Source organism: Mucilaginibacter roseus (assembly GCF_021215455.1).
In the GTDB taxonomy this organism is placed as follows: domain Bacteria; phylum Bacteroidota; class Bacteroidia; order Sphingobacteriales; family Sphingobacteriaceae; genus Mucilaginibacter; species Mucilaginibacter roseus.
Genome location: NZ_JAJPWV010000003.1, coordinates 411,824 through 434,094 on the forward strand (window position 1 = coordinate 411,824; position 22,271 = coordinate 434,094).

19 protein-coding genes are annotated in these 22,271 nt (G+C 44.2%); 11 read left to right on the forward strand and 8 right to left on the reverse strand.

All coding sequences use genetic code 11. The features are described 5' to 3' along the window. Positions 1–121 precede the first annotated feature (121 nt). The 5 genes from LT679_RS10900 (at position 122) to LT679_RS10920 (ending at position 4,849) form a co-directional block, all read left to right on the forward strand. The gene (locus tag LT679_RS10900; RefSeq protein WP_232177621.1) at positions 122–1,324 is read left to right on the forward strand and encodes a hypothetical protein; all 1,203 of its coding nucleotides are present in this window, start codon (positions 122–124) and stop codon (positions 1,322–1,324) included. Between the two features lie 32 nt (positions 1,325–1,356). Further along, positions 1,357–2,040, forward strand: coding sequence for a pseudouridine synthase (locus tag LT679_RS10905; protein WP_232177622.1), 684 nt, complete (start codon positions 1,357–1,359; stop codon positions 2,038–2,040). A gap of 83 nt (positions 2,041–2,123) precedes the next feature. After that, positions 2,124–2,813: a PAS domain-containing protein gene (locus LT679_RS10910; RefSeq protein WP_232177623.1), complete on the forward strand. Its 690-nt coding sequence runs from the start codon at positions 2,124–2,126 to the stop codon at positions 2,811–2,813. Between the two features lie 287 nt (positions 2,814–3,100). Further along, on the forward strand, positions 3,101–3,676 hold the full coding sequence (locus tag LT679_RS10915; protein WP_232177624.1) for a C40 family peptidase: 576 nt from the start codon (positions 3,101–3,103) through the stop codon (positions 3,674–3,676). A 60-nt stretch (positions 3,677–3,736) separates the two neighbouring features. Next, positions 3,737–4,849: a CapA family protein gene (locus LT679_RS10920; protein WP_232177625.1), complete on the forward strand. Its 1,113-nt coding sequence runs from the start codon at positions 3,737–3,739 to the stop codon at positions 4,847–4,849. On the opposite strand, the gene LT679_RS10925 is transcribed toward LT679_RS10920, so the two are convergent. After that, complete coding sequence (locus LT679_RS10925) at positions 4,846–5,034, reverse strand: hypothetical protein (RefSeq protein WP_232177626.1); 189 nt, start codon at positions 5,032–5,034, stop codon at positions 4,846–4,848. The genes LT679_RS10920 and LT679_RS10925 overlap by 4 nt on opposite strands. 82 nt (positions 5,035–5,116) lie before the next feature. Between LT679_RS10925 and LT679_RS10930 the strand changes: the two genes are divergently transcribed. Beyond that, positions 5,117–6,055 carry an SPFH domain-containing protein gene (locus LT679_RS10930; protein ID WP_232177627.1) on the forward strand — a complete coding sequence of 313 codons (939 nt, stop codon included), beginning with the start codon at positions 5,117–5,119 and terminating at the stop codon, positions 6,053–6,055. A gap of 14 nt (positions 6,056–6,069) precedes the next feature. Continuing rightward, on the forward strand, positions 6,070–6,624 hold the full coding sequence (locus LT679_RS10935; RefSeq protein ID WP_232177628.1) for a DUF922 domain-containing protein: 555 nt from the start codon (positions 6,070–6,072) through the stop codon (positions 6,622–6,624). 52 nt (positions 6,625–6,676) lie between these two features. Here LT679_RS10935 and hflX read toward each other — a convergent pair whose 3' ends face one another. The 5 genes from hflX to LT679_RS10960 all read right to left on the reverse strand — a co-directional run bounded on the left by hflX (position 6,677) and on the right by LT679_RS10960 (position 15,567). Further along, entirely contained in the window at positions 6,677–7,861 is a 1,185-nt protein-coding gene (hflX, locus tag LT679_RS10940) for a GTPase HflX (RefSeq protein WP_232177629.1), read from the reverse strand. 266 nt (positions 7,862–8,127) lie between these two features. After that, on the reverse strand, positions 8,128–8,700 hold the full coding sequence (locus LT679_RS10945) for a Crp/Fnr family transcriptional regulator (RefSeq protein ID WP_232177630.1): 573 nt from the start codon (positions 8,698–8,700) through the stop codon (positions 8,128–8,130). 99 nt (positions 8,701–8,799) lie between these two features. Beyond that, positions 8,800–10,890 (reverse strand): LruC domain-containing protein, encoded by a 2,091-nt coding sequence (locus LT679_RS10950; protein WP_232177631.1) that lies wholly within the window; start codon positions 10,888–10,890, stop codon positions 8,800–8,802. 247 nt (positions 10,891–11,137) lie between these two features. Further along, on the reverse strand, positions 11,138–13,219 hold the full coding sequence (locus LT679_RS10955; RefSeq protein ID WP_232177632.1) for an LruC domain-containing protein: 2,082 nt from the start codon (positions 13,217–13,219) through the stop codon (positions 11,138–11,140). A gap of 257 nt (positions 13,220–13,476) precedes the next feature. Beyond that, complete coding sequence (locus tag LT679_RS10960) at positions 13,477–15,567, reverse strand: LruC domain-containing protein (RefSeq protein WP_232177633.1); 2,091 nt, start codon at positions 15,565–15,567, stop codon at positions 13,477–13,479. 223 nt (positions 15,568–15,790) lie between these two features. Here LT679_RS10960 and LT679_RS10965 point away from each other — a divergent pair, with 223 nt between their 5' ends. Next, positions 15,791–16,585 carry a DUF3108 domain-containing protein gene (locus LT679_RS10965; protein ID WP_232177634.1) on the forward strand — a complete coding sequence of 265 codons (795 nt, stop codon included), beginning with the start codon at positions 15,791–15,793 and terminating at the stop codon, positions 16,583–16,585. A 7-nt stretch (positions 16,586–16,592) separates the two neighbouring features. Here LT679_RS10965 and LT679_RS10970 read toward each other — a convergent pair whose 3' ends face one another. Both LT679_RS10970 and LT679_RS10975 read right to left on the reverse strand, forming a co-directional pair. Further along, on the reverse strand, positions 16,593–18,236 hold the full coding sequence (locus tag LT679_RS10970) for an ATP-dependent DNA ligase (protein WP_232177635.1): 1,644 nt from the start codon (positions 18,234–18,236) through the stop codon (positions 16,593–16,595). Then, a complete protein-coding gene (locus LT679_RS10975; RefSeq protein WP_232177636.1) occupies positions 18,233–19,357 on the reverse strand; it encodes a ligase-associated DNA damage response exonuclease in 1,125 nt (374 codons plus the stop codon). The genes LT679_RS10970 and LT679_RS10975 overlap by 4 nt, the downstream gene beginning before the upstream one ends. Positions 19,358–19,446: 89 nt before the next feature. Between LT679_RS10975 and LT679_RS10980 the strand changes: the two genes are divergently transcribed. From LT679_RS10980 to LT679_RS10990, 3 genes are all read left to right on the forward strand, one after another. Continuing rightward, positions 19,447–19,893 carry a cytochrome B gene (locus LT679_RS10980; RefSeq protein WP_232177637.1) on the forward strand — a complete coding sequence of 149 codons (447 nt, stop codon included), beginning with the start codon at positions 19,447–19,449 and terminating at the stop codon, positions 19,891–19,893. A 206-nt stretch (positions 19,894–20,099) separates the two neighbouring features. After that, a complete protein-coding gene (locus tag LT679_RS10985) occupies positions 20,100–21,509 on the forward strand; it encodes an anthranilate synthase component I family protein (protein ID WP_232177638.1) in 1,410 nt (469 codons plus the stop codon). Positions 21,510–21,566: 57 nt separating this feature from the next. Continuing rightward, complete coding sequence (locus LT679_RS10990) at positions 21,567–22,241, forward strand: anthranilate synthase component II (RefSeq protein ID WP_232177639.1); 675 nt, start codon at positions 21,567–21,569, stop codon at positions 22,239–22,241. Positions 22,242–22,271: the final 30 nt, after the last annotated feature.

Sequence of the window (22,271 nt, forward strand, 5' to 3'; positions counted from 1 at the left end):
ATACAAAAATCAAAAACGCGTGTTGATTGTACTTATAAATAGATATTGTTTTTCAAACAAAAACTTATTAGATTTAATCTACCATTTATAAATCTCAAACCAGGCGAAAGGAGGTGTTGCGATGAGATTACTTGTTTTATTGTCGGCTTTATTTTTTTCAGTTGCGGCTTACGGCCAGGGCAAACAGGCTTCTTTTTGCTTTGATTTTTATGGCAACACCTTTTGTGCCGAGGCTGACACATCGCTCAACGCCACCATACCGCAACATATCACCCCGAAAAATATAAAGGAGTTTTATACGGGCATCAACGCAATTAACTATAAGCCTTTGCTTGCTGCCATGCAGGCCTACCGCGCAAAATACAAACTTAACGATTGGCTGTACTATCAGTTGGTACGCAAAACCGCCCAGCAGTTAAGCCCTAAAAATGCCAACTACAGCCGCTATACGCTTTATAAATGGTATCTGCTCAGCAATTCCGGGTTTGACGCGAGGCTGGCTATAACCCCCGAAAACCGGGTAATATTTTACGTTTATAATAACGAGGATATAGCCGACATTCCGTTTTTTATGGTTGATGGCAAAAAATACATGTGCCTAAATTATCATGACTATGCGCATGCCGACCTGCATCAGGATCCGCCGCTGCCCGTTCCGGTAAATGTTCCGGGTGCTACCCATGCTTTTTCTTACCTGATAACCCGTTTGCCCGATTTTAAACCCGAAAGCTATATCGAAAAACAGCTTCAGTTTAAATATGGCAACACCATGTACCACTTTAATGTAAAGCTTAACAATGAGGTGAAAGGCATATTTGCCAACTACCCTGGTGTTGATTTCAGCTACTACTTTAATATTCCGCTTAGTAAGGAAACTTACGGCTCGCTGATACCTGCCTTGCGCAAAAATTTAGAAGGCATGCCGCAAAAAAAAGGCATTGATTACCTGATGCGTTTTACCCGCTACGCTTTCTTGTATGAGGACGATGAGCAAAACTTTGGCAAGGAAAAACGCATGTCTCCGGAGGAAACCCTGTTCTCTGAGTATAGTGATTGCGATGACCGTGCCGCGCTGTTCTTCTACCTGGTTAAGGAGATATATGATCTGCCGATGATAGCCATGCTGTACCCTACGCATATTACCATAGCCGTGCAGTTTGATAAGCCAATAGGCAAGCCTGTAATTTATCAAGGTAGAGCCTACTCTGTATGTGAGCCTACCCTGCAGCCCGAAGACCTCAAAATCGGGCAGCTATCATCCAAATTAAAAAAACAAGCTTACCAGGTAGTGTATAGCTACGTTCCCGGCCATGATGCCAATTAAGGTTTAGCGCAGATGTTATACCTTTGCCGCCAATGCTCGAAATAGTTTATCAGGATGATTTCCTCGTGGCCATCAATAAACCGCACGGTTTGCTGGTACACCGCTCATCAATAGCCAATGATGCCAGCGAATTCGCGTTACAGCTTCTCCGAGATCAGCTTAATAAAAAAGTTTATCCCGTTCATCGTATCGATCGTAAGACCGCTGGCCTGCTGCTATTCGCTTTTGACAAGGATACCGAAATAGCCATGCAAAAGTTATTTGCCGAGAACCGGATCAGCAAAATCTACCTGGCATTGGTACGCGGGTACGCCCCTGATGAAGGCGAGATAGATTACCCGTTGCGAAAAGAGAACGGCACTTTACAGGATGCATTTACCGCCTACAAAACCCTGCAACGTGCCGAGATTGATGTACCGTTGGGTAAGCACCCTACATCACGCTATTCATTGATTGAGGTTAAGCCTCGCACCGGGCGTATGCACCAGATACGCAAGCACATGGCGCATATTTTGCATCCAATTATAGGCGACCGCACCCACGGCTGCAATAAGCAAAACAAGCTGTTTAAAGAACGCTGGGAGATTGAAACCATGTTTCTGCATGCCTCAAGCCTGTCATTCATTCACCCAGTAACCGGGTATGCAGTACAAATAAACGCGACTATCAGTCCTGAATTTAGCAGCGTTTTAAAACTACTGGGCGTTAATTTTTAGTTAATCAAATTACACCTATCTAAACATTAATTACTTTAAACGGTTATACGTGTTACAGTTACCCAAATTGTAAAACGCATACCATGAAGATAGCCCTTACACCACAGCTACTTGGCGACCTTATAGAAAAAGGATTTATCTATATGCTGGCAAGTGAAGTTTTTGAGCATGATGAAAAAGAACAGATCATTTTAAAGCCTGTAAAAACACAACCATTGGTACAGCAATTACCCGATGGCTATCAAACCTACTACCGCATCACCCAGGAACCCTTGCAGATGTGCTGCGGAAATACCGGCGTAACTGTACTGGTAGAATACGAGGAAAGCCTGACCACTGCCGGGAGCACTCCCGAAGCACCCTATAACGACAGCTACTTCAGGATGAGTGAAAGCTTTTTCAGACAGGTACTTGATAGTCTGGATGATTACGCAGTGTTTACTACCGATACACGCGGCAATGTTAACAGCTGGAATAATGGCGCGCAAAAAGTATTAGGGTATGCGGAGAACGAAGTTTTAGGCTCAAGCGCCAGCATATTTTTCACTACAGAAGATGTATCGCGCGATGTACCTGCCAGGGAATTGACTACCGCAATAGAAAATGGCCGTGCTATTGACGAGCGCTACCACGTACGTAAGGACGGATCGAAATTCTGGGGTACCGGCTTGGTGTTTCCGCTGCATGACGAGGAAGAACAGCACCGCGGCTTTACAAAAATCATGCGAAACCTTAACGAAGAAAAGCTGTCGCGGGAACTAAACGAGATTTAAGCGCTTTAATTTATTTGAAATTTATTTTCTTTGACTGAAACTTTATTTGCGAGTTTGCGTAAAACGCGTAAATATTTGTTTATTAGCGCTGTACAGCCTGTAAAAACTTCATTTTTTATACTTCATTTTTATAATCGAAACAATCTGGGCGATTGTTTTTTACAAAAAAATGTATCATTTATTTGTAATTATAAACTGAATGGATAGATTTGTAGTTAACAATAGACATTGTTGTATAATTTAATAAACATTTTGTTGTACCCCTATCAACAAACTAAAGAGATTAAATGAAGAAAATTACTATTGCTATCGCTTTGTTCATCAGTGCAGTTAGCGTTCAGGCTCAAACAAAAAGCAACACCACTGCTAACACAGAAAACACCGGTGACGACCAGGAAAGCTTAGCCAAAACATATCTTTCGCAAATTATGGGTGTTGCCCTTAACGCAACCTCAAATCTTAAACTTTTTGAAGCAGTACATGATTGGATAGGCACTCCTTACCGTTTTGGTGGCAGCAGCCGCAAAGGCATTGATTGCTCAGGCTTCACTAAAGAAATTTATAGCAAAGTATTCAACCTAACCATCAAACGCAACTCACGCGATATTTTCAGCATGGTTAGCCCTGTTCGTCGTAACGAGTTAAAAGAAGGCGATTTGGTTTTCTTTAAAATACGCAGCCGCCGCATTTCACACGTAGGTGTTTATTTGGGTGGTGGCCGTTTTGCACACGCATCATCAAGGGGTGTAGCTATCTCAAACCTTGAAGACCGTTACTACAGCCGTTATTTTTATAAAGGCGGCCGTTTAACCGCACAATACCAGGAAGAATTGGAAATTCCGTTAGAAGAAGAAACTAATTAAAAACTTATTTATACTAAATGCCCAATCCTTCCGTAATTACGGAAGGATTTTTTTTTGCCCATGCGCCGTTACCTTTACCTTTTACTGTTTATTATTTCGATGTTTGAGGCTTGTAAGCCCGGAAACAAACAACCATCCATTAAGCAAACAGAAGCCGCTACCAATAGCGCTTCACAACAATCCCCGCTAACCGGTGATACTATAAGCATTGCTGCCGTAGGCGACATGATGCTGGGCACCTCTTACCCAAGCCGCTCTAACCTGCCGCCCGATAGCGGGAAGCGAAGTTTTAAACCTGTGCTTAGTCATCTGCGTAATGCGGATATAACTTTCGGAAATCTGGAAGGTGTTTTGCTGGATACAGGTGCAGCGGCTGAATTTAAGTTGAGGCAACGCAGCAAAGCTTATCTTTTCAGGATGCCGCAGTCATATGGTGGCTTGATAAAGGATGCCGGGTTTGACCTGATCAGCCTGGGAAACAACCACTCAAACGACTTTGGTTTAGCCGGGCGAAAATCCACCATGCGCATCCTCGACTCGCTGCAAATTGCTTATGCCGGCCTACGCAGTAAACCAACCGCCATTATAAAAGTAAAGGATATAAAGGTGGGTTTCTGCGCGTTTTCACCCAATAGTCAAACCGTAACGTTGCTCGACTTGAAAAATGCTGCAAATATTATCCAGGAATTAAAGCAGCAAAGTGACATTGTTATCGTATCATTTCATGGAGGCGGCGAGGGTACAGGTTTTGAGCATGTAACCCGTGCTATAGAGAGCTACAAAGGCGAAAACCGCGGTAACGTTTATGCTTTTGCGCACAATGCAATTGATGCCGGGGCAGACGTAGTATTAGGCCATGGCCCGCACCTTACACGCGGTATGGAGCTTTATAAAAAGAGGTTTATTGCTTACAGCTTAGGGAATTTTTGCACTTATAAAGGTGTTAACACCAGCGGAGTATGCGGCCTTGCACCCTTGCTTAAACTTACCATCAATAAAAAAGGGGAGTTTGCTGCCGGGCGCATTATAGCTACCCGGCAAACATATCCGAGAGGTATTGAAATTGATACCGGTAATCGTGTTATTAAAAAGATCAAGTCGCTTAACGCTGCCGACTTTCCGGAATCACCGCTGGTTATTAGCAATGATGGCTTATTGTCGGCAAGTTATTAAACCGCTTTGTCGGCCGTGTTGCGTACAAGGCCAATGCCTGTAAAAAAAAACATGATGGCTATAACGCCAACTACAACAAGCGTAGTCATTTCGGCGCTTTTTTGTATAATACCAACGCCGGTGTAAATTAAACCCACTATACCTAAAATGGTAAGTATTGTTCCGAAGGTGCGTTTTAAGTTCATAGTTATTTAGTGTTTTGCAAATGCAAAACAAATTGCACACCAATAATTAATTCTATCTTTATTAAACCTTTAAATATCAGTTATGGACGTTTCTATCCCTATTACCATTGTAAGCGTATTACTTTTAATTATACTGTTCAGTTCATTTGTGACCGTAAAACAGGGCACTATAGCTGTGGTTACCGTGTTCGGCAAATACCGCCGCATACTTACGCCGGGCCTGAATTTTAAGATACCGCTTATTGAGCTGATTTACTCCCGCATCTCTATTCAAAACAGGTCGGTTGAACTGGAGTTTCAGGCGGTGACTTACGATCAGGCGAATGTGTATTTCAAAGCCATGCTGCTTTACTCGGTGCTCGACCAGCAGGAAGAAACCATTAAGAACGTTGCCTTTAAGTTTGTGGATGAGCGTAACCTGATGCAGGCGCTGGTACGCACCGTTGAAGGTTCTATCCGCGCGTTTGTAGCTACCAAACGCCAGGCCGACGTGCTGATACTCCGCCGTGATATTGTGGAACATGTAAAAGAACAGTTAGACAACATTCTCGAAAGCTGGGGCTATCATTTACAGGATTTGCAGTTGAATGACATCACATTCGACGATATCATCATGAAATCAATGAGCCAGGTAGTGGCATCAAATAATCTGAAGGCTGCCGCTGAGAATGAAGGACAAGCACTATTAATCACCAAAACAAAGGCTGCCGAGGCAGAAGGCAATGCCATCAAAATATCCGCCGAAGCGGAGCGCCAGGCCGCTCAATTACGCGGACAAGGTATAGCGCTCTTCCGCGAAGAAGTTGCCAAGGGTATGACGGTAGCTGCCAAAGAAATGCAGGAAGCCGATATGGATACCTCGGTGATCCTGTTTACCATGTGGACAGAGTCCATCAAACACTTTGCAGAGAACTCATCCGGCAACGTAATATTCCTTGATGGATCTGTAGATGGTATGCAGCGCACCATGAAAGAAACAATGGGCTTAAACCTTTTAAAGGATGACAAGGTCAAAAAGTAAAACTTTTTGGCTGTATGGCATTAAAATTTTGGAAGGCTTTGCTGTTGATTGTGGTGTGTACAGCCGGCAGCAGCTTTGCGCAGCAGGGCTATAAAACACTTACTGTAAATGATTTTCAGGGTTTGCCACGGCGTAGTAATTTTGCCGCGGTAGCCTATACTAATTGCAGCATTAGCTACAATTACAGCGTAAAACGTATACGCGGCGTTTTCAGGATAGACTTTGAGGTAAGCCTGTTGATGAATAAGGATAAATCTTGGCTTGACCGCAGCCGCGTAAAGAACCCGGAGATGCTGGCCGAGATATTGAGGCACGAACAAGGGCATTACGATATTGCTTACCTGCAACAGCAGGAAGTATTAAGAGCTTTTAACCGAACCCAATTCGGCCGTGATTACAGTATGGTAATTGCTGATATTTTTAACCGTATAGATGCCAAATACCAGCAGATGAATGCTGACTACGAGCGCGAAACCAACCACATGCAAAACAGGGAACAACAACTGGTCTGGAACAGGTACCTGCAAAAGAAGGTCAGCAATTTGCCGCCGCTAACCGCGTCGATGTGATAAAAAAAGGCGCTGCTCTATAAAGCAGCGCCTTTTTTTATCGACCATCCGGTTAATACAACAAATGATCGTAAGGATACCTGGCGGTATGTATGGCTTTCACCTTATCATACAATAACTGCCTGAATTCGTCAATATTCTCGCGCTTGGCGGCTGAGATAAATATAGCCGGACTATTGTGGCGAGCCATCCAACTGTGCCTAAAATCTTCAAGCGTTAATGGTTTTAACTCCTCCCCTTCAAATATCTCTGTGGGTTGATACGCGTCAATTTTATTAAACACGGTTATGTTCTCTTTATCAACTGCGCCCAGTTCCTTCAAGGTTTCATTTACGGTGCGTATCTGATCCTCAAAATTGGGGTGCGAAATATCAACCACATGGATTAATATATCCGCTTCGCGCACCTCATCCAGCGTCGATTTAAAGCACTCTACCAAATGGTGAGGCAACTTGCGGATAAACCCAACCGTGTCTGACAGTAAAAAGGGAGCATTCTCAATCACCACCTTACGTACAGTAGTATCAAGCGTAGCAAAAAGCTTGTTCTCCGCAAATACTTCCGACTTGGATAGCATGTTCATGATGGTTGATTTACCCACGTTAGTATAGCCCACCAAAGCCGCGCGCACCAGTTGATGCCGGTTTTTGCGCTGCGTTTCGTTCTGGCGGTCTATCTGTTTAAGTTTATCCTTTAGTAAAGATAACTTATTTAAAATCAAACGGCGGTCAGTCTCAATTTGAGATTCACCCGGACCACGCATACCGATACCACCCTTTTGGCGCTCTAAGTGTGTCCACATACGGGTAAGGCGTGGCAACAGGTATTGCAACTGCGCCAGCTCAACCTGCGTTTTAGCCTGAGCGGTTTGTGCACGGCCGGCGAATATATCCAAAATAAGGTTGTTACGATCGAGTATCTTAACCTTCAGCTCATTCTCGATATTACGCAATTGCGACGGCGACAGTTCGTCATCGAACACCACTATGTCAATCTCCTCGGCAATTACATATTCTTTTATTTCTTCAAGCTTACCGGTACCTACATAGGTAGCACGTTCCGGACGGCTTAGCTTTTGGGTAAAATGCTTAACGGTTTTTCCACCGGCGGTTTCCACCAAAAACTCCAGCTCTTCCAGGTACTCCTTTTCCATTTCCTCGGTTTCGTCGGCAGTAATTACACCTACTAAAACCGCTTTTTCCTGCTTCACAGCAGTATCATAAAATTTTTGTTTCATTCAGTAAAATGATTACAATCAAAATGCCAAGTTACTAAAAGGCATTATTTAACCCATGCACATGCCAAAATAACATATACACGCCTATTGCGGATAAACCCGGCAATATTGATCAAGTATTAAAAAGAAAGATTAATTAACATGCTCCGGTCCGGCTATTTGGGAATAGCTTTACCTGGGAACCAAAGCATTAAGCAAATACGGTAGTAATTTCCATGATGATGCAAAGATAATGCATTTTATACAACAAGCAAAACAGCAGGCCTTTATCGTTTCTTTCCGCGTATCTTACTCAAAAATTCCGGGGTTACACCCAGGTACGATGCCAGCATATATTGCGGCACGCGCTGCACAAAGCCCGGAAAGCGATCAACAAATAAGTTATATTGCTCCTCGCTCGTCATGTCAAACAAATAGCGTATCCGCATCTGGAAAGCGCCAAACCCCTTTTGCATTACGCGCATAAAATATCGCTCCAACTTAGGTAAACGCTCCAGCAGCTTCTCCTGGTTGGCGACGCTTAAGGTAAGTAACTCAGATTTTTCAACCGCTTGTATATAAAACCCGGATGGTTGCCGGGTATCAATGCTCATATAATCAGCCAGCCACCAGTTGTCTATACCGAATTGCACAATATGCTCGCTGCCATTATCTTTTATAAAATACATGCGCAGGCAACCTTGTGTTACAAAATATTGTGTTGAACATATTTCACCTTCGGATAGCAGGTATTGCTTTTTATTTACCGTTTCGGGCCTGAAATACTCCGCAACAATAAGCTCTTCTTCGGCAGTGAGGCTTACATATTTACTGATGTGTTTTACAAGGCCGGTAAACATATTGGATAGATTGGCTCTAAATATAATTCTTCTTCAGGGCATAAAAAAAGCGCTGCCCCTTTACGAGGCAACGCTGGTGGATATGAAATGTTTAATCGACTATTTTAGGTATAGTAGCGAACGGTTTGCATAACCTGGTTTCCAGTGTGCATACCAGTCTGGGTATAAAGTACCGCCTGATGCTGCCCACTCGGCAAAGTGGTTATATGCGTCGCGAATATCTGTACGCTCAATAGCGTAACGTGTTGAATATTTGTAGCTAATGGCCCATGGTAAATTATTAGCCGACAGATAGTAACGGTTTTCGCCCGGTTTAGAGTCATCATCATTTGTACCGAACAAAGATTTGTCAGCCTTATCAGTTGGTTTATAACCCGGCAAGTGCACTTCAACACCACGTTTCAAATTAGCAATCAGGAACGGATTGAATTCACTAACACTCAACTCACTGCGATCAAGCGGACTGGTAAAGTTCAGGGTTACGTTTATATTTTTACCGTTAACCTTGGCTTTATCAGGCTCGGTGTTTACGAAGTATGACATATCCGGATATTTCAACACCGCATCCTGGTGGTCAAACGGAATGATTACCGCGTTAGCCTGGCCAGCCTCAACACCATTGCTTGCAAAGCTTATGTAGTTGCTGGTAATGATTTGGCCTGATACCGATTTAACTTTTGATGCACTAACCGGTAATTGCATACCAAAACCATTTTTAAATGATGAACCTGCTGCAAGCGGAATGAATGTAGTTACCAGGTCAACCACCTTATTTTGCGCGTTCAGCACAAATTTGTAACGGTAGTTGATCACCAGGTCATTCATATCATAATCACCTTTTACCGGCCAGTTATCTTCAAAGCCAAATTGCGCGAACTTGGTATCAGTTGGGTAATAATCGTTATACGCACGATCCGGATCGTTCGGGTACTCGTCTTTATCATCCGGCACGCCGTCGCCATCTGAGTCATTGTTCTGATCAACCGGCGGAACGTTGCTATCATCAATACCATCAGCTACGCTTGAGCGGGCATAAAATACAATGTCGTTAAAGTCGTTATCGCAATCGGCTTCCATGCGATTAATATCTTCAAAACCGATAATGAAGTTGTCGTTCTCCTCATCGCGCAGCACAACGTTATGCCTTTTTAAGTTGGCGTTTGTTTCGCCGTTAAAGGCATCGTGCGAGTAAAATCTTTCCACCTCGGTTTGTATGTTACTGCCTGTCCACGAGTTGCGCAGCACGATAAAACCAATCGAGGTACCGGCTTCAAAAGTTCCCAGCTTTATTTTGTGGCCCGGCATTAAAGCGCCACCTGTACCCGCTGCTGATGCATTAGGAAATATGAATGTTGCTTTAGCCATATCATTAGCCGTTTTTGGCGGGTTTGATGTTGGGTAGGTATAATAAGCCAATGTATTTTGGTATGATGCTCCCTCGGCAACAAAGGTTATGGTAACATCAGTTTTTTTGGTTACTCTGATAACTGATGGCGCGCTGCTTTGTAAATATTCCGGATGATGCTTGGCTACGTTTTGATATTCAGGCAGTGAATTGTTTACGTACTTAAGCATTTTAGCGCTCACCACCTCACGCTCAGGGTCCAGGTTTTTAGGCACACCCAGGTACAGCGGATAATTGTTATCGTTATAAATACCATCATTAGCTGAAGTATAAGGAGCCGGGTAAACAAACTGCGTGTTAGTTACCCTCGCGCCTAAAGCAAATACTTTGCGGTTGCTGTAGTTAACCTTTTCGGCAACAACATCGCCACCAAAACCAGCTTTACCACCAATTACGATATTGGCATTGGTGCCGCTTATTTTAGCTAACACATTGTGTTGTAAACCTACGTACTCCGGGTCAACAATAAGTTGGGTAGTTGCTGCCGCAACGTTAACCTTAGCTTGTAATTTACCGGCGTTGTCGGTAATACCGGTGTAAATAGCCACTGTTGAGTCACCCACCGTTTCGTACAGTTTAACCTTGGCGCCGGCAACAGCTTCGTCAGTATTGGTAAGCAGGCTGATGTTAACGTTGATATTTTTTGATGTTTGGTAATTGAACCCGGCTGCTGCTTTAGCACCCGGTGTATCTGAGGCATTCTGGCCCTCTTTAAATGAGTCCTTTTTGCAGGATACCATACCTGCCACACCCCCTGCAAGTAGCAGAGTAAATAGTTTTTTCATAGTCGTTATAAGTATAGATGTCTGTATTTGAAAAGTGGCAAACACTTCACCAAAACGACTTTTATACTTATAAACACCACAATGCCGAAATTTTATTTACTCAAATTGAGTAAAAATTTCTACAAAATCGAGATTTATTTCTACAAAGTAAATCAGGCACGATTTTTTTTAAACAAAGCTGCTTTTAAACGAAAAATGCACTGCCTTTTGGGCAATGCATTTCTCACAAATCACTAATCGCTCTATATTACTTTGTATAAATCAAAGCAGTGTTTTTATAGCCAACTGCGCTGTTGCTGTACCAGTCGGTAAATGATGTGCCACCGCTTGCAGCCCACTCTGCAAAGTGCAGGTATGCTTTGGTGATGTTTGCTTCTTCAATTGGGTAAGCTATAGCAGTATTGTAGCTGATAGCCCATGGCCAGTTCTCGGTTGATAAATAATATTTACCTGTTGAAGCTTTTGAAGCGTCGTCACTTGTGCCGAACAATTTTGCATCAGCTTTATCGGTTGGAGCATAACCTGGCAGGTGAATTTCGTAGCCGCGGCGCAGGTTGCTGATCAGGAACGGGTTGAATGCTGATGGCAACAAGTTAGCCTGAGCTACCGGCGAAGCAAAGTTAATGTTTACCGTTACAGTGTTACCGGTTACCTTATTCTTCGAGTTTAGTGTATTGATGAAGAACGAGTTATCGGCATTTTTGATTACCGCGTCGTGGTTATCAAAAGGTATAATAACCGCTTTGGTTTGACCGGCTTCAACACCGTTTGACGCGAACTGGATGTAGTTGCTCGCAATTTGCTGACCGCTTACTGATGATACCGTTGAGGCAGCTACCGGCAACTGTACGCCAAAGCCATTTTTGAAAGATGCACCGGCAGCCATCGCGTTAAAGGTACCTTCCATATTCACAACCTCATTTTTAGCATTCAAAACAAATTTGTAACGGTAGTTAACCACAAGGTCATTCATATCATAGTCACCTTTTTGAGGCCAGTTATCTTCAAACGCTACTTGTGAATAAGTTGAAGCCGATGGGTAGTAGCTATTATAAGCTTTAGTAGCATCATCAGGGTAAGCGTCAAGTTCGTCAAGTACACCGTCACCGTCAGAGTCGCCACCGTTATCTATCGGTGCCACACCTTCGTTTGATATTGCAGTTACAGGGTTTGAGCTTGCGTAGAATACCAGGTCATTAAAGTCATTATCTGAATCACGGTCGCGCGGAAGATCCTCAAAGCCTATCAGGAATAACTTATGTACATCATCGTACAATAACACTGAATGGCGTTTCTGGCTTGCACTACTTTCAGGGTTAAGGGCATCGTTTGAAAAGTATTTTGTCGCGGTGGTTGAAATGCCTGAGCCTGTCCAAGCGTTTTGCAATAACACAAAACCAATTGATGTACCGGCAGGGAAACGGCCGATCTTTACTTTGTCGCCCGCGTTTAAGCCGCCTGCTGAACCATATGCCGATGAGTTAGGGAACACGATAGTAGCGTTGGTAATGCTGCTTGATGTAGGCGTTGTACCGGTTTTATAAGTGTAATAAGCCAGCGTATTCAAAAAGCCCGCGCCTTCTGACACGAATGTGATCCAAACATCAGATTCAGCAGTAACCTTGATAACTGTTGTAGCATTGCTTGAAAGATACTCCGGATGTGAAGTTGATAACGGAACATTTTCAGGCAATGATGCGTTAACAAACTTTAATAATGATGCGTCAATTACATCGCCAGTAGCTTCAAGATATTTTGGACGGCCCAGGTTTGCCGGGTATTTTGAAGTATTAACTACAGCATCTGTTGAGTTATTATATGGAGATGGGTAAGCAAAAGCAATAGTGCTTGTTGCAAACGTAGATATTGAGTTGTTCACCTTGCTTTTGACGAAGCCGGCTGCTACTACATCGCCGCCAAAGCCTTCTTCGCCGCCAATAACTACCGATGTAGCGTTGCCGTTAATGTTTGCTGTTGCATTACGGATTAAACCTACGTACGCAGGATCAATAACCAATTGTGTTGCCGATGTTGGAACAGTAACTTTAGCATTGATATTACCGTTGTGGTCGGTAACTGCTTTGAAAATTGGGGATTCAGTATTTGATGGGTTGAAAACGCTAACCACTACGCCTGATAGCGGCTCGTTATTATTAGCGCGTAAACTGATGTTTACTGCGACGTCTTTAGTAGTGCTAAAGTTGAAGCCTTCAGGAGCTATTTTGCTGCCGTTATTTGTAACAGGGGTTGGTTCGGTTACGCCGTCTTTTTTACAAGATGCCATACCGGCTAAAGTGCCTAAAAGCAAAAAGGTGTAAATCTTTTTCATTTTTTAAATTAATTAGTGTTGATGTGAACACTTAGGCAATTCGAGTTCCAATTTTAAAATTCACCTGATTTATAGCTAATTATTCCGCATAGTTGTTTAAACATGCGTTCTATTTCGGTAAAAAATTCCCCATTGGGGAAGATATTGGCATGGCAACTGGGGAATTCCCCAATTTTTAAAACAAAAAATCCCGGCGCGTGTTACGAGGCCAGGATCTGGATCACTCTTGGTGAAACTTATGGGTCAGTTATAGAAAATTACTTGGTATAAATAAAGCTTGTATTGCGGTAGCCTGATGCTGTGTTGCTGTACCAATCCGCGTAGCTTGTACCGCCTGATGCAGCCCACTCGGCAAAGTGGAGGTAAGCTTTAGTAATGTTTGCTTCCTCAATTGGGTACAGGATAGCAGTGTTATAGCTGATAGCCCATGGCCAGTTCTCGTTAGATAAATAATATTTACCACTACCCGGTGCCGAAGCATCATCATTGGTACCGAACAACTTAGCATCGACCTTATCTGTTGGAGCATAGCCCGGCAAGTGTATTTCATAACCGCGGCGCTGGTTGCTGATCAGGAACGGGTTGAATGCCGATACTGTAAGGTTTGCCTGATCAACCGGCGAAGCAAAGTTAACGTTTACGGTTACCGGCGTGCCGGCCACTTTATCTTTAGATGTCATGGTGTTGATGAAGAATGAGTTATCTGCATTCTTGATTACCGCATCCTGATTATCAAACGGAATAATTACTGCTTTGCTTTGGCCTGCCTCAGTACCGTTTGACGACATTTGCAGGTAAGTGCCCGTAATTTTATGGCCGGTTACTGATGATACTGCCGAAGCGCTCACCGGTAATTGTACACCGAAACCATTTTTGAAAGATGCACCCGCAGCAACCGGAACGTACTCACCTTTCATGCTCACAACCTGGTTTTTAGCATTGCTTACAAATGAATAGCGGTAGTTAACCACAAGGTCATTCAAATCGTAGTCGCCTTTAGTTGGCCAGTTGTCTTCAAAAGCAACCTGTGCATAAGTGCTTGCTGATGGATAGTAGCTGTTATAAGCACGGGTAGCATCGTTAGGGTAAGCGTCAAGCTCATCAAGTACGCCGTCGCCATCGGTATCGCCGCCATTGTCAATTTCAGCAACACCTGTTTTTGAGATAGCGGTTATCGGGTTTGATGTAGCGTAAACTACCAGGTCGTTAAAGTCGTTATCTGAATTATTTTGCCTGTTGATATCTTCAAAGCCTAACAAGAACAGCTTGTGTACATCATCATACAACATGACACTGTGCCTGCGGGTAGCGGTAGTAGTTTCAGGATTAAACTTATCCATTGTGTAAAACTTGGTGTTACCAGCGTTTACACCTGTACCGGTCCAGGCATCTTGTATCAACACAAAACCTATTGATGTACCGGCCTCAAAAGTACCCAGTTTAACCTTGTTACCGCTTACCAGGCCACCACCTGAACCTAATGCTGATGCGTTAGGGAATATATAAGTAACCTTATCAATACCACCTAACAATGTACCGCCACCGGCTGCTGTTGGAGGGTTGTTTGTTGAGTATGTATAGTAAGCAAGCGTATTGCGATAGCCTGCGCCTTCTGACACGAAAGTTACCCACACATCCGATTTTGCTGTTACGTTGATGGTTTGAACAGCTGAGGAGGTTAAATATTCAGGGTGAGATGTTGTAAGCGGAGTACCTTCAGGCAACGACGCATTTACGTATGACAATAATGACGGATCGATAACATCTGAAGTGCTTTCCAGGAATACCGGCTTACCTAAGTTGGTAGGGCTTACAAAAGCATTTGAAGCGCTATATGAGCCTGGATATACAAAATCAGTATTTAATAAACCGTTATTGCCCAAGCTGTTGTTACGGATGCTGTTTCCTACATTTTCAGGAACGATATCGCCCGAAAAACCATCTTTACCACCTATAACTACAGTGGTTGAGCTACCGTTTATTGAAGCTGTGGCGTAGCGGATCAAACCTACGTAAGCCGGATCAATAGTCAATTTTGTTAAATAAGATGGCACATTAACTTTACCTTTAAGGTTACCGTTTGCATCGGTAACTCCTTTAAAAATAGCGGCGTTAGCGTCAGTGTTGGCAGGGTCATAAACGCTAACCACAACGCCCGATAATGGCTGGTTGTTGTTGGCGCGTAGCGTTACATCAACATTAACATCTTTGCTGGTTTTAAAGTTAAAGCCATCAGGTGCAATCTTGTCGACAGGAACTTCAGGCGTCGGCTCGTTCGATCTGTCCTTTTTGCATGACGCCAGGCCTGCTACACTCAGTATTAACAGGCAAGTAAATAATTTTTTCATATTGATTAATTAGTATTCGTTATACGAACATTTACAACTATGGTTCCAATATTTTTAACTGCTGATTTATTAAAGCAAATCGTTTTAGCTGAAAATTAATGCTTTTTAACGGGGAGTTTCATTCCCATAAGTGTGGAAATAATTCTTTTTATTCCCCAAAGGAGTGCGATTTTTTGTTTTGATGTAACAAACTACTGCTAATCAAATCAAAAGAGAAAACATCATGATACGCAATCTTTACCTGTCATTAATGCTTACAGCGGGCATTATTATTACCAATCGGGCATCCGCTCAAAAAGTTGACTCAATAAAAGCAGGCGACAAAAAGTTGCTAACCAGTCAGCTGAAAACCGGCCTGAAACAATACATGGTATACTTTCAAATGCCCGCACGAAAAAAGAGCTTGAATATTTCGCTTTGGTTAAGAGATGTGCGAAAACAGACTACAAACGGCAATGAGGTATTTGTAACAACACAACATTGGTATGGTAATGATACTAATCAATACCGTCACATCGTATCGGTAAACAAGACCACAGATTTTAGTCCGATTTCCCACCGGGAAACCATCGGCAACAAAACCAAAGCTTTCAACTGGAGCGAAACCAAAGTAACGGGTGCCGATACGGTGGCTAATAACCTGGCTAAAGATTTCTCAATAACGTTCGATCAACCAAACCTGAACTGGAACTTGGATATAGAAACCTTCGAGATGCTGTCATTGGCTTATGGCAAAACCTTCGCTATCAATTTTTACGACGCCGGCATCGGAAAACCGGCATATACGGTTTACAAAGTTACCGGTAGTGAAATGCTGACGCTTTTTGACAACGAAAAAATAGACTGCTGGAAGCTGGTGAACGAGGGTGATTTTAACGGTAACAAATTCACCCAAACTTTTTGGATAACTAAAAAAACGCATGAGTTTTTAAAGGAAGAAGATGCCTTCAACGGCGGTTATCGCTATAAAGTGAAACTACCCGGCAACGCGCCTGATGTAGTTGCACAGTTCAAATAAAAATCATTTACGCTTCCTCGTCGGGGGATGGGGAGATAGGGTCGAGGAGTGCCTTCAACGTTTCAAGCGTGTCGGCCTCCTCTTTTTTCTTATCATGCCGCCATCGTAATATCCGCGGAAAGCGCAATGCAATGCCCGATTTATGCCGGGTAGATTTATTGATACCCTCAAAACCGATCTCAAATACCAGTTCAGGTTTTACGGTACGCACCGGCCCAAACTTTTCGAGCGTGTTGCGCTTCACAAAATAGTCCACCTTATTTATTTCCTGATCCGTAAGGCCAGAGTAGGCTTTGGCAAAGGGTACAAGCTTATCACCGTCCCAAACGGCGAAGGTGTAGTCAGTATACAAGTCGGCACGGCGGCCGTGGCCTTTTTGCGCGTAGATCATCACCGCGTCGATAGATAGCGGATCTATCTTCCACTTCCACCAGTCGCCGCGGCGGCGGCCAACCTGGTAAGTGGCTTTTTTACGCTTGAGCATAATACCCTCGGCTATCATAGCGCGCGATTGTTCCCTTACCTTTTCCAGCTCCTCCCAGGTATCAAACTTAATCAGTTCTGATATCCTGAATATCTCCGGGTACTCAGTACCAGCTTGTAACTGCTCTAACAGCACGCGGCGCTCGGCTTGTGTTTTGGTGCGAATATCCTCACCGCCGTATTCCAGGCAATCATAAGCAATAACGGCTACCGGACTCTCCTGCAATATTTTTTTGCTCAGGTTTTTCCTTCCGATACGGGTTTGCAATACGTTAAAGGGCATGGGCAAGCCGTTGCTGAAACTGAGAATTTCTCCGTCGAGTACCGTTCCATCAGGCAGATCGTTCAGAAAAGGATGCAGCTCCGGGAATTTTTCGGTCGACAGATCCTCGCCACGGCTCCAGATGAATATTTTGCCATTGCGCTTGATCATCTGCGCGCGGATGCCGTCCCATTTCCATTCGGCCTGCCATTCCTGCGGTTCGCCTAAGGCATCCTCCAGGTCGGCCGCCGCTTTGCGCTTTTCGGAGGTTTCCTGTATAGGGTATGCCAAAAAGAAAGGGTAAGGGCGTGATATATCATCAGCTGCTCCCTGCGCCTGTATCAGTTGTTCGTAACTATAGGTTTCGGGCATCCAGCTACCCATTATGCGGTGTGTTAACGTTGGCGCTTCAATACCGGTTACTTCAGCCAAGGCTTTTATTACCAGGTTTTGTGATACGCCCACTCGGAAACTTCCGGTTAATATTTTATTGAATACAAAGCGCTCCTGCTTATCCAGCATGGCCCAGGCTTCGGTAAGCCAAAGCTTGCGCTCCTCCTCGTTACGGGTACCTATCTCATTAATTTCGGCAACCCATTGGGTGAGCGTTTTATTACTGCCGGATGTATTTTCGGGCATCAGCAACGACATGGTTTCGGCCAGATCACCCACCACATGGTAGCTCTCCTCAAACAGCCACGCCGGTATGTTTGATACCTCCACCGCCCAGGTACGCACCAGCGTTGAATTGATGGGACGCTTTGGCCGCCTGTCGGTAAATAGGGCCAGCATGTGCATCTTATCATCATCAGGCACACTGTTAAAGTATTCTTTCAGCCGGCGTACCTTCTCATTGGTTTTGTTGGTTTCATCAAGATAAAGAAAAAGTTGGGCAAAGGCTTTCATTTTACCCCTCCTAAATCCTCCCCGAGGGGGGAGACTTGCCTGTCGGAGGGTTTACCATTTTCAGTTAAAGTCTCCCCCTTGGGGGGAGATTTAGAGGGGGTATTGTTGGGGAGGTTTGGATGGGTTTCTTCTTCCTCCTCTTCCCCATACAGCGTATGCACCTCTCTTGCGTCAAAACCTATCTCATTTAAATACCGGGTGAACGATGCGGTGTAGCCGTGCGTTAGATAAACCTTTTCGCAGCCGGTAGCATCAATGGCGCTCATAAGCCCGTCCCAGTCGGCATGGTCGGAAAGTACGAAACCCCTATCGGCAGCACGACGGCGCTTAGCTCCGCGCAAAGCCATCCAGCCCGAACAATATCCGAAGCTAAACGGTGCGAACTTACGAATCCAGGGCGTACCTATGGCCGAGGGTGGCGCCAATATGATTCCCTTTCTTACCTCATCCTTCGGGGTATCTGCAGTAATGCGGGTGGTAGGGTTAAGCACTACTCCATTACGCCGCAGCGCCTCGTTGGTGTTCTCGATAACGCCATGGGTAAAAACCGGGCCGATACTCAGGTCCAGGTTTTGCAGTATGCGCTGCGCCTTACCCAGCGAGTAGCCTGATATAACCGTTAACAAACCCTGCTGCTGGTTGCTGTACCACCAGCTGTTAATATCATTAAATATTTGCGCCTGCTCCTTCCACTGGTAAACGGGCATTCCGAATGTACACTCTGATATAAAATGCTGGCAGGCCACCGGTTCAAACGGTGTAGAGACGCCATCTTCCTGCGTTTTATAATCGCCGGACACTACCCAAACTTCACCTTTGTAACTTATCCTGATCTGCGCCGAGCCAATAACATGCCCTGCCGGGAAGAGGCATATTTCTACCCCGTTTTTCATTACCGTTTCGCCATACTCCACCGTTTGCAGGCTGATCTCTCCGAGGCGGTAATATAACACTTCTTTCGACAGATGATGTGCCAGGTAGCGCTTGTGCCCAACGTAGGCATGGTCGGCATGGGCGTGGGTAATTACTGCGTCATCCACAGGCTTCCAGGGGTCAATGTAAAATCGTCCCTGTTCGCAATAAATGCCGCGGTCGGTAAATTCAAGTAACGGCTTGGCCATAGGTTATTATAACCACTGCACGATAAATTGGTTTGTTATCATCCCTTTTGCTGAATGTTGCCTATCTTCGTACAAAAAATATTTCCCTTATGGAACTTTACAGCATCATTAAACATCTACACTCAGGCTTCAGGTATATTGTATTATTACTGGTAGTGGTAGCGGTTATTAACGCGTTTTTAGGCTGGTTTGGTAACAAGCCTTACACCGAAGGCAGCCGCAAGCTTAACGTCTTCGCGCTTATATCGGCACACGTACAATTTCTGATCGGCTTGGTACTATATTTCCTAAGCCCATTCGTACAGTTCACCAGCCAGACCATGAAGAACGCTGAAACCCGTTACTGGACAATGGAACACGTAGTTATGATGCTTTTCGCCATTGTGCTGATCACCATTGGTAACAGCAAATCAAAAAAGATTACTTTGCCGCAAGGTAAGCACAGAACAATAGCCATATTTTTTGGATTAGCGATTTTGATTATCGTAGTAGCTATAATTCAAAGCAAAAGAGGATTATTTGGTATTACGTCCTAAAAATTTTACAAAAAGTTGGTCAAATCAAATTTCTTTCTAAATTTGCCTCACATTATGATCAAAATCACACTTTTAAACAACTGGTGGCACCATTTAATTTTGGCAGCCGGATAGTGTATTGATCAACTACTAACCAATTGTAAACCTAATAGAACCCGGCGAATTCACTCATTCGACGGGTTTTTTTGTTTATAAGCATTTAACGCATGAAGAATTTTAAAATTGTTACCACATATAAAAAACTATTAGCCGATACTACCACACCGGTAAGCATCTACCTGCGCCTGCGTGATGTATACCCTAATTCGTTGCTATTGGAAAGCTCCGACTATCATAGCCGAGAAAACAGTATGAGTTATGTTTGCTGCGAGCCTATTGGCGGACTTAAACTGAACAAGGGAGAACTTAAGATCACTTATCCCGACAATAGCACACAAACCCATAAGGCGGGTGAGTTTGAACTGATAGACGAGATAAACCAGTTTCTATCCGTTTTTGAAACGGAGGCAAGTCCGCTTAAAATGATCTCGAACGGTTTGTTCGGCTATTTTACACACGAAGCGGTTGAGCATTTTGAAACCATTAAGCTTAAGCAGGTTGAAGATGATGCCCGGCAAATACCGGAGATGCAGTATAACATTTACCGCTATATTATCGCGATAGATCATTTTAAGAATGAGTTGTACATTTTTCATAACCAAGTAGAAGGTGGCGCTACCAATGGTGGTATTGAAAAAATGGAGTATCTCATCAAAAACAAAAACTTCCCGGAATATAAATTCAGAAGCAAAGCAGAGGAACAGTCAAACCTGACGAATGAGCAATTCATAGCCATTGTGGAGAAGATGAAGCAGCATATTTATCGTGGTGATGTTTTCCAGATCGTGCCGTCGCGTGCTTTTTCTAAAGAGTTTACCGGCGACGAGTTTAACGTTTACCGTGCGCTGCGCTCTATTAACCCGTCACCTTACCTGTTTTACTTTGACTTTGGCGATTTCCGCATATTCGGCTCATCGCCGGAGGCGCAGATCACGATCAAGAACCGTGTAGCCAGCATTTTCCCGATAGCGGGCACCTTCCGTCGCAGCGGCGATGATATTAAAGATGCCGAGTTGGCGTTAAGCTTAAAGAATGACCCAAAGGAATCGGCGGAACACGTAATGCTCGTTGACCTTGCCCGTAATGATTTGAGCCGCCATTGCGAAGAAGTGGAAGTAAAAGCCTTTAAGGAGGTACAATACTATTCGCACCTGATCCACCTGGTATCGCATGTAAGCGGTAAGCTGCACGCAGGTGCATCGGCATTTAAAATCGTTGGCGATACCTTTCCGGCCGGAACATTGAGCGGTGCGCCAAAGTACCGCGCTATGGAAATTATTGATGAAAACGAAAATATAAAACGTAGCTTTTACAGCGGCGCTATCGGTTATTTAGGATTTAACGGCGATTTTAACCATGCTATTATGATCCGTTCGTTTTTGAGCAAGAACAACACCTTGCATTACCAGGCAGGCGCGGGTATTGTAGCCGGTTCGGTACCAGAGAGCGAACTTAATGAGGTAAATAATAAAATTGCAGCCTTGCGTAAGGCGATTGAATTGGCGGAGGAATTATAGCCCCTCCCCGCCTCCCCTGAAGGGGAGGTGATAAAAAAAGTATTTAAGAATATAGTTATGAGTACAGAAAATACGGCAACCCATACAAGCTCCCCCTTTAGGGGGCCGGGGGGCAACATCCTGATAATAGATAATTATGATTCGTTTACCTATAACCTGGTGCATTTAGTAAACGAGATAGGTTTACAGTGTGAGGTATGGCGTAACGACCAGTTTAAGCTGGAAGATGTGGAAGCGTTCGACCATATCATCCTGTCGCCGGGGCCGGGCATACCGTCCGAAGCGGGTTTATTGCTGCAGGTGATAGAGCGTTACGCCCCTACCAAAAGTATTTTTGGGGTATGCCTTGGTCAGCAAGCCATTGCAGAGGTATTTGGCGGCTCCCTATCTAACTTAAAACAACCTATGCACGGTATAGCCACGCCTATAACGGTTACTGATGCGCAAGAGCCTTTGTTTATTGGTTTGCCGCAAAGCTTTAACGTAGGCCGCTACCACTCGTGGGTAGTAAATAACGAGGGAGTGCCTGACACGCTTACCGTTACCGCTGTTGATGAGACTGACAATTCGGTTATGGCACTACGCCACAAGCAGTATAATGTACGCGGTGTACAGTTTCACCCGGAATCCATACTGACGGAATACGGAAAAGAGATGCTGAAAAACTGGTTAGCCCCCCAGCCCCCTAAAGGGGGTGCTGCTGCGGAGGCTGAAAACACTGATTCGAAATAAAAAATACATATATATACATCCCCTTTAGGG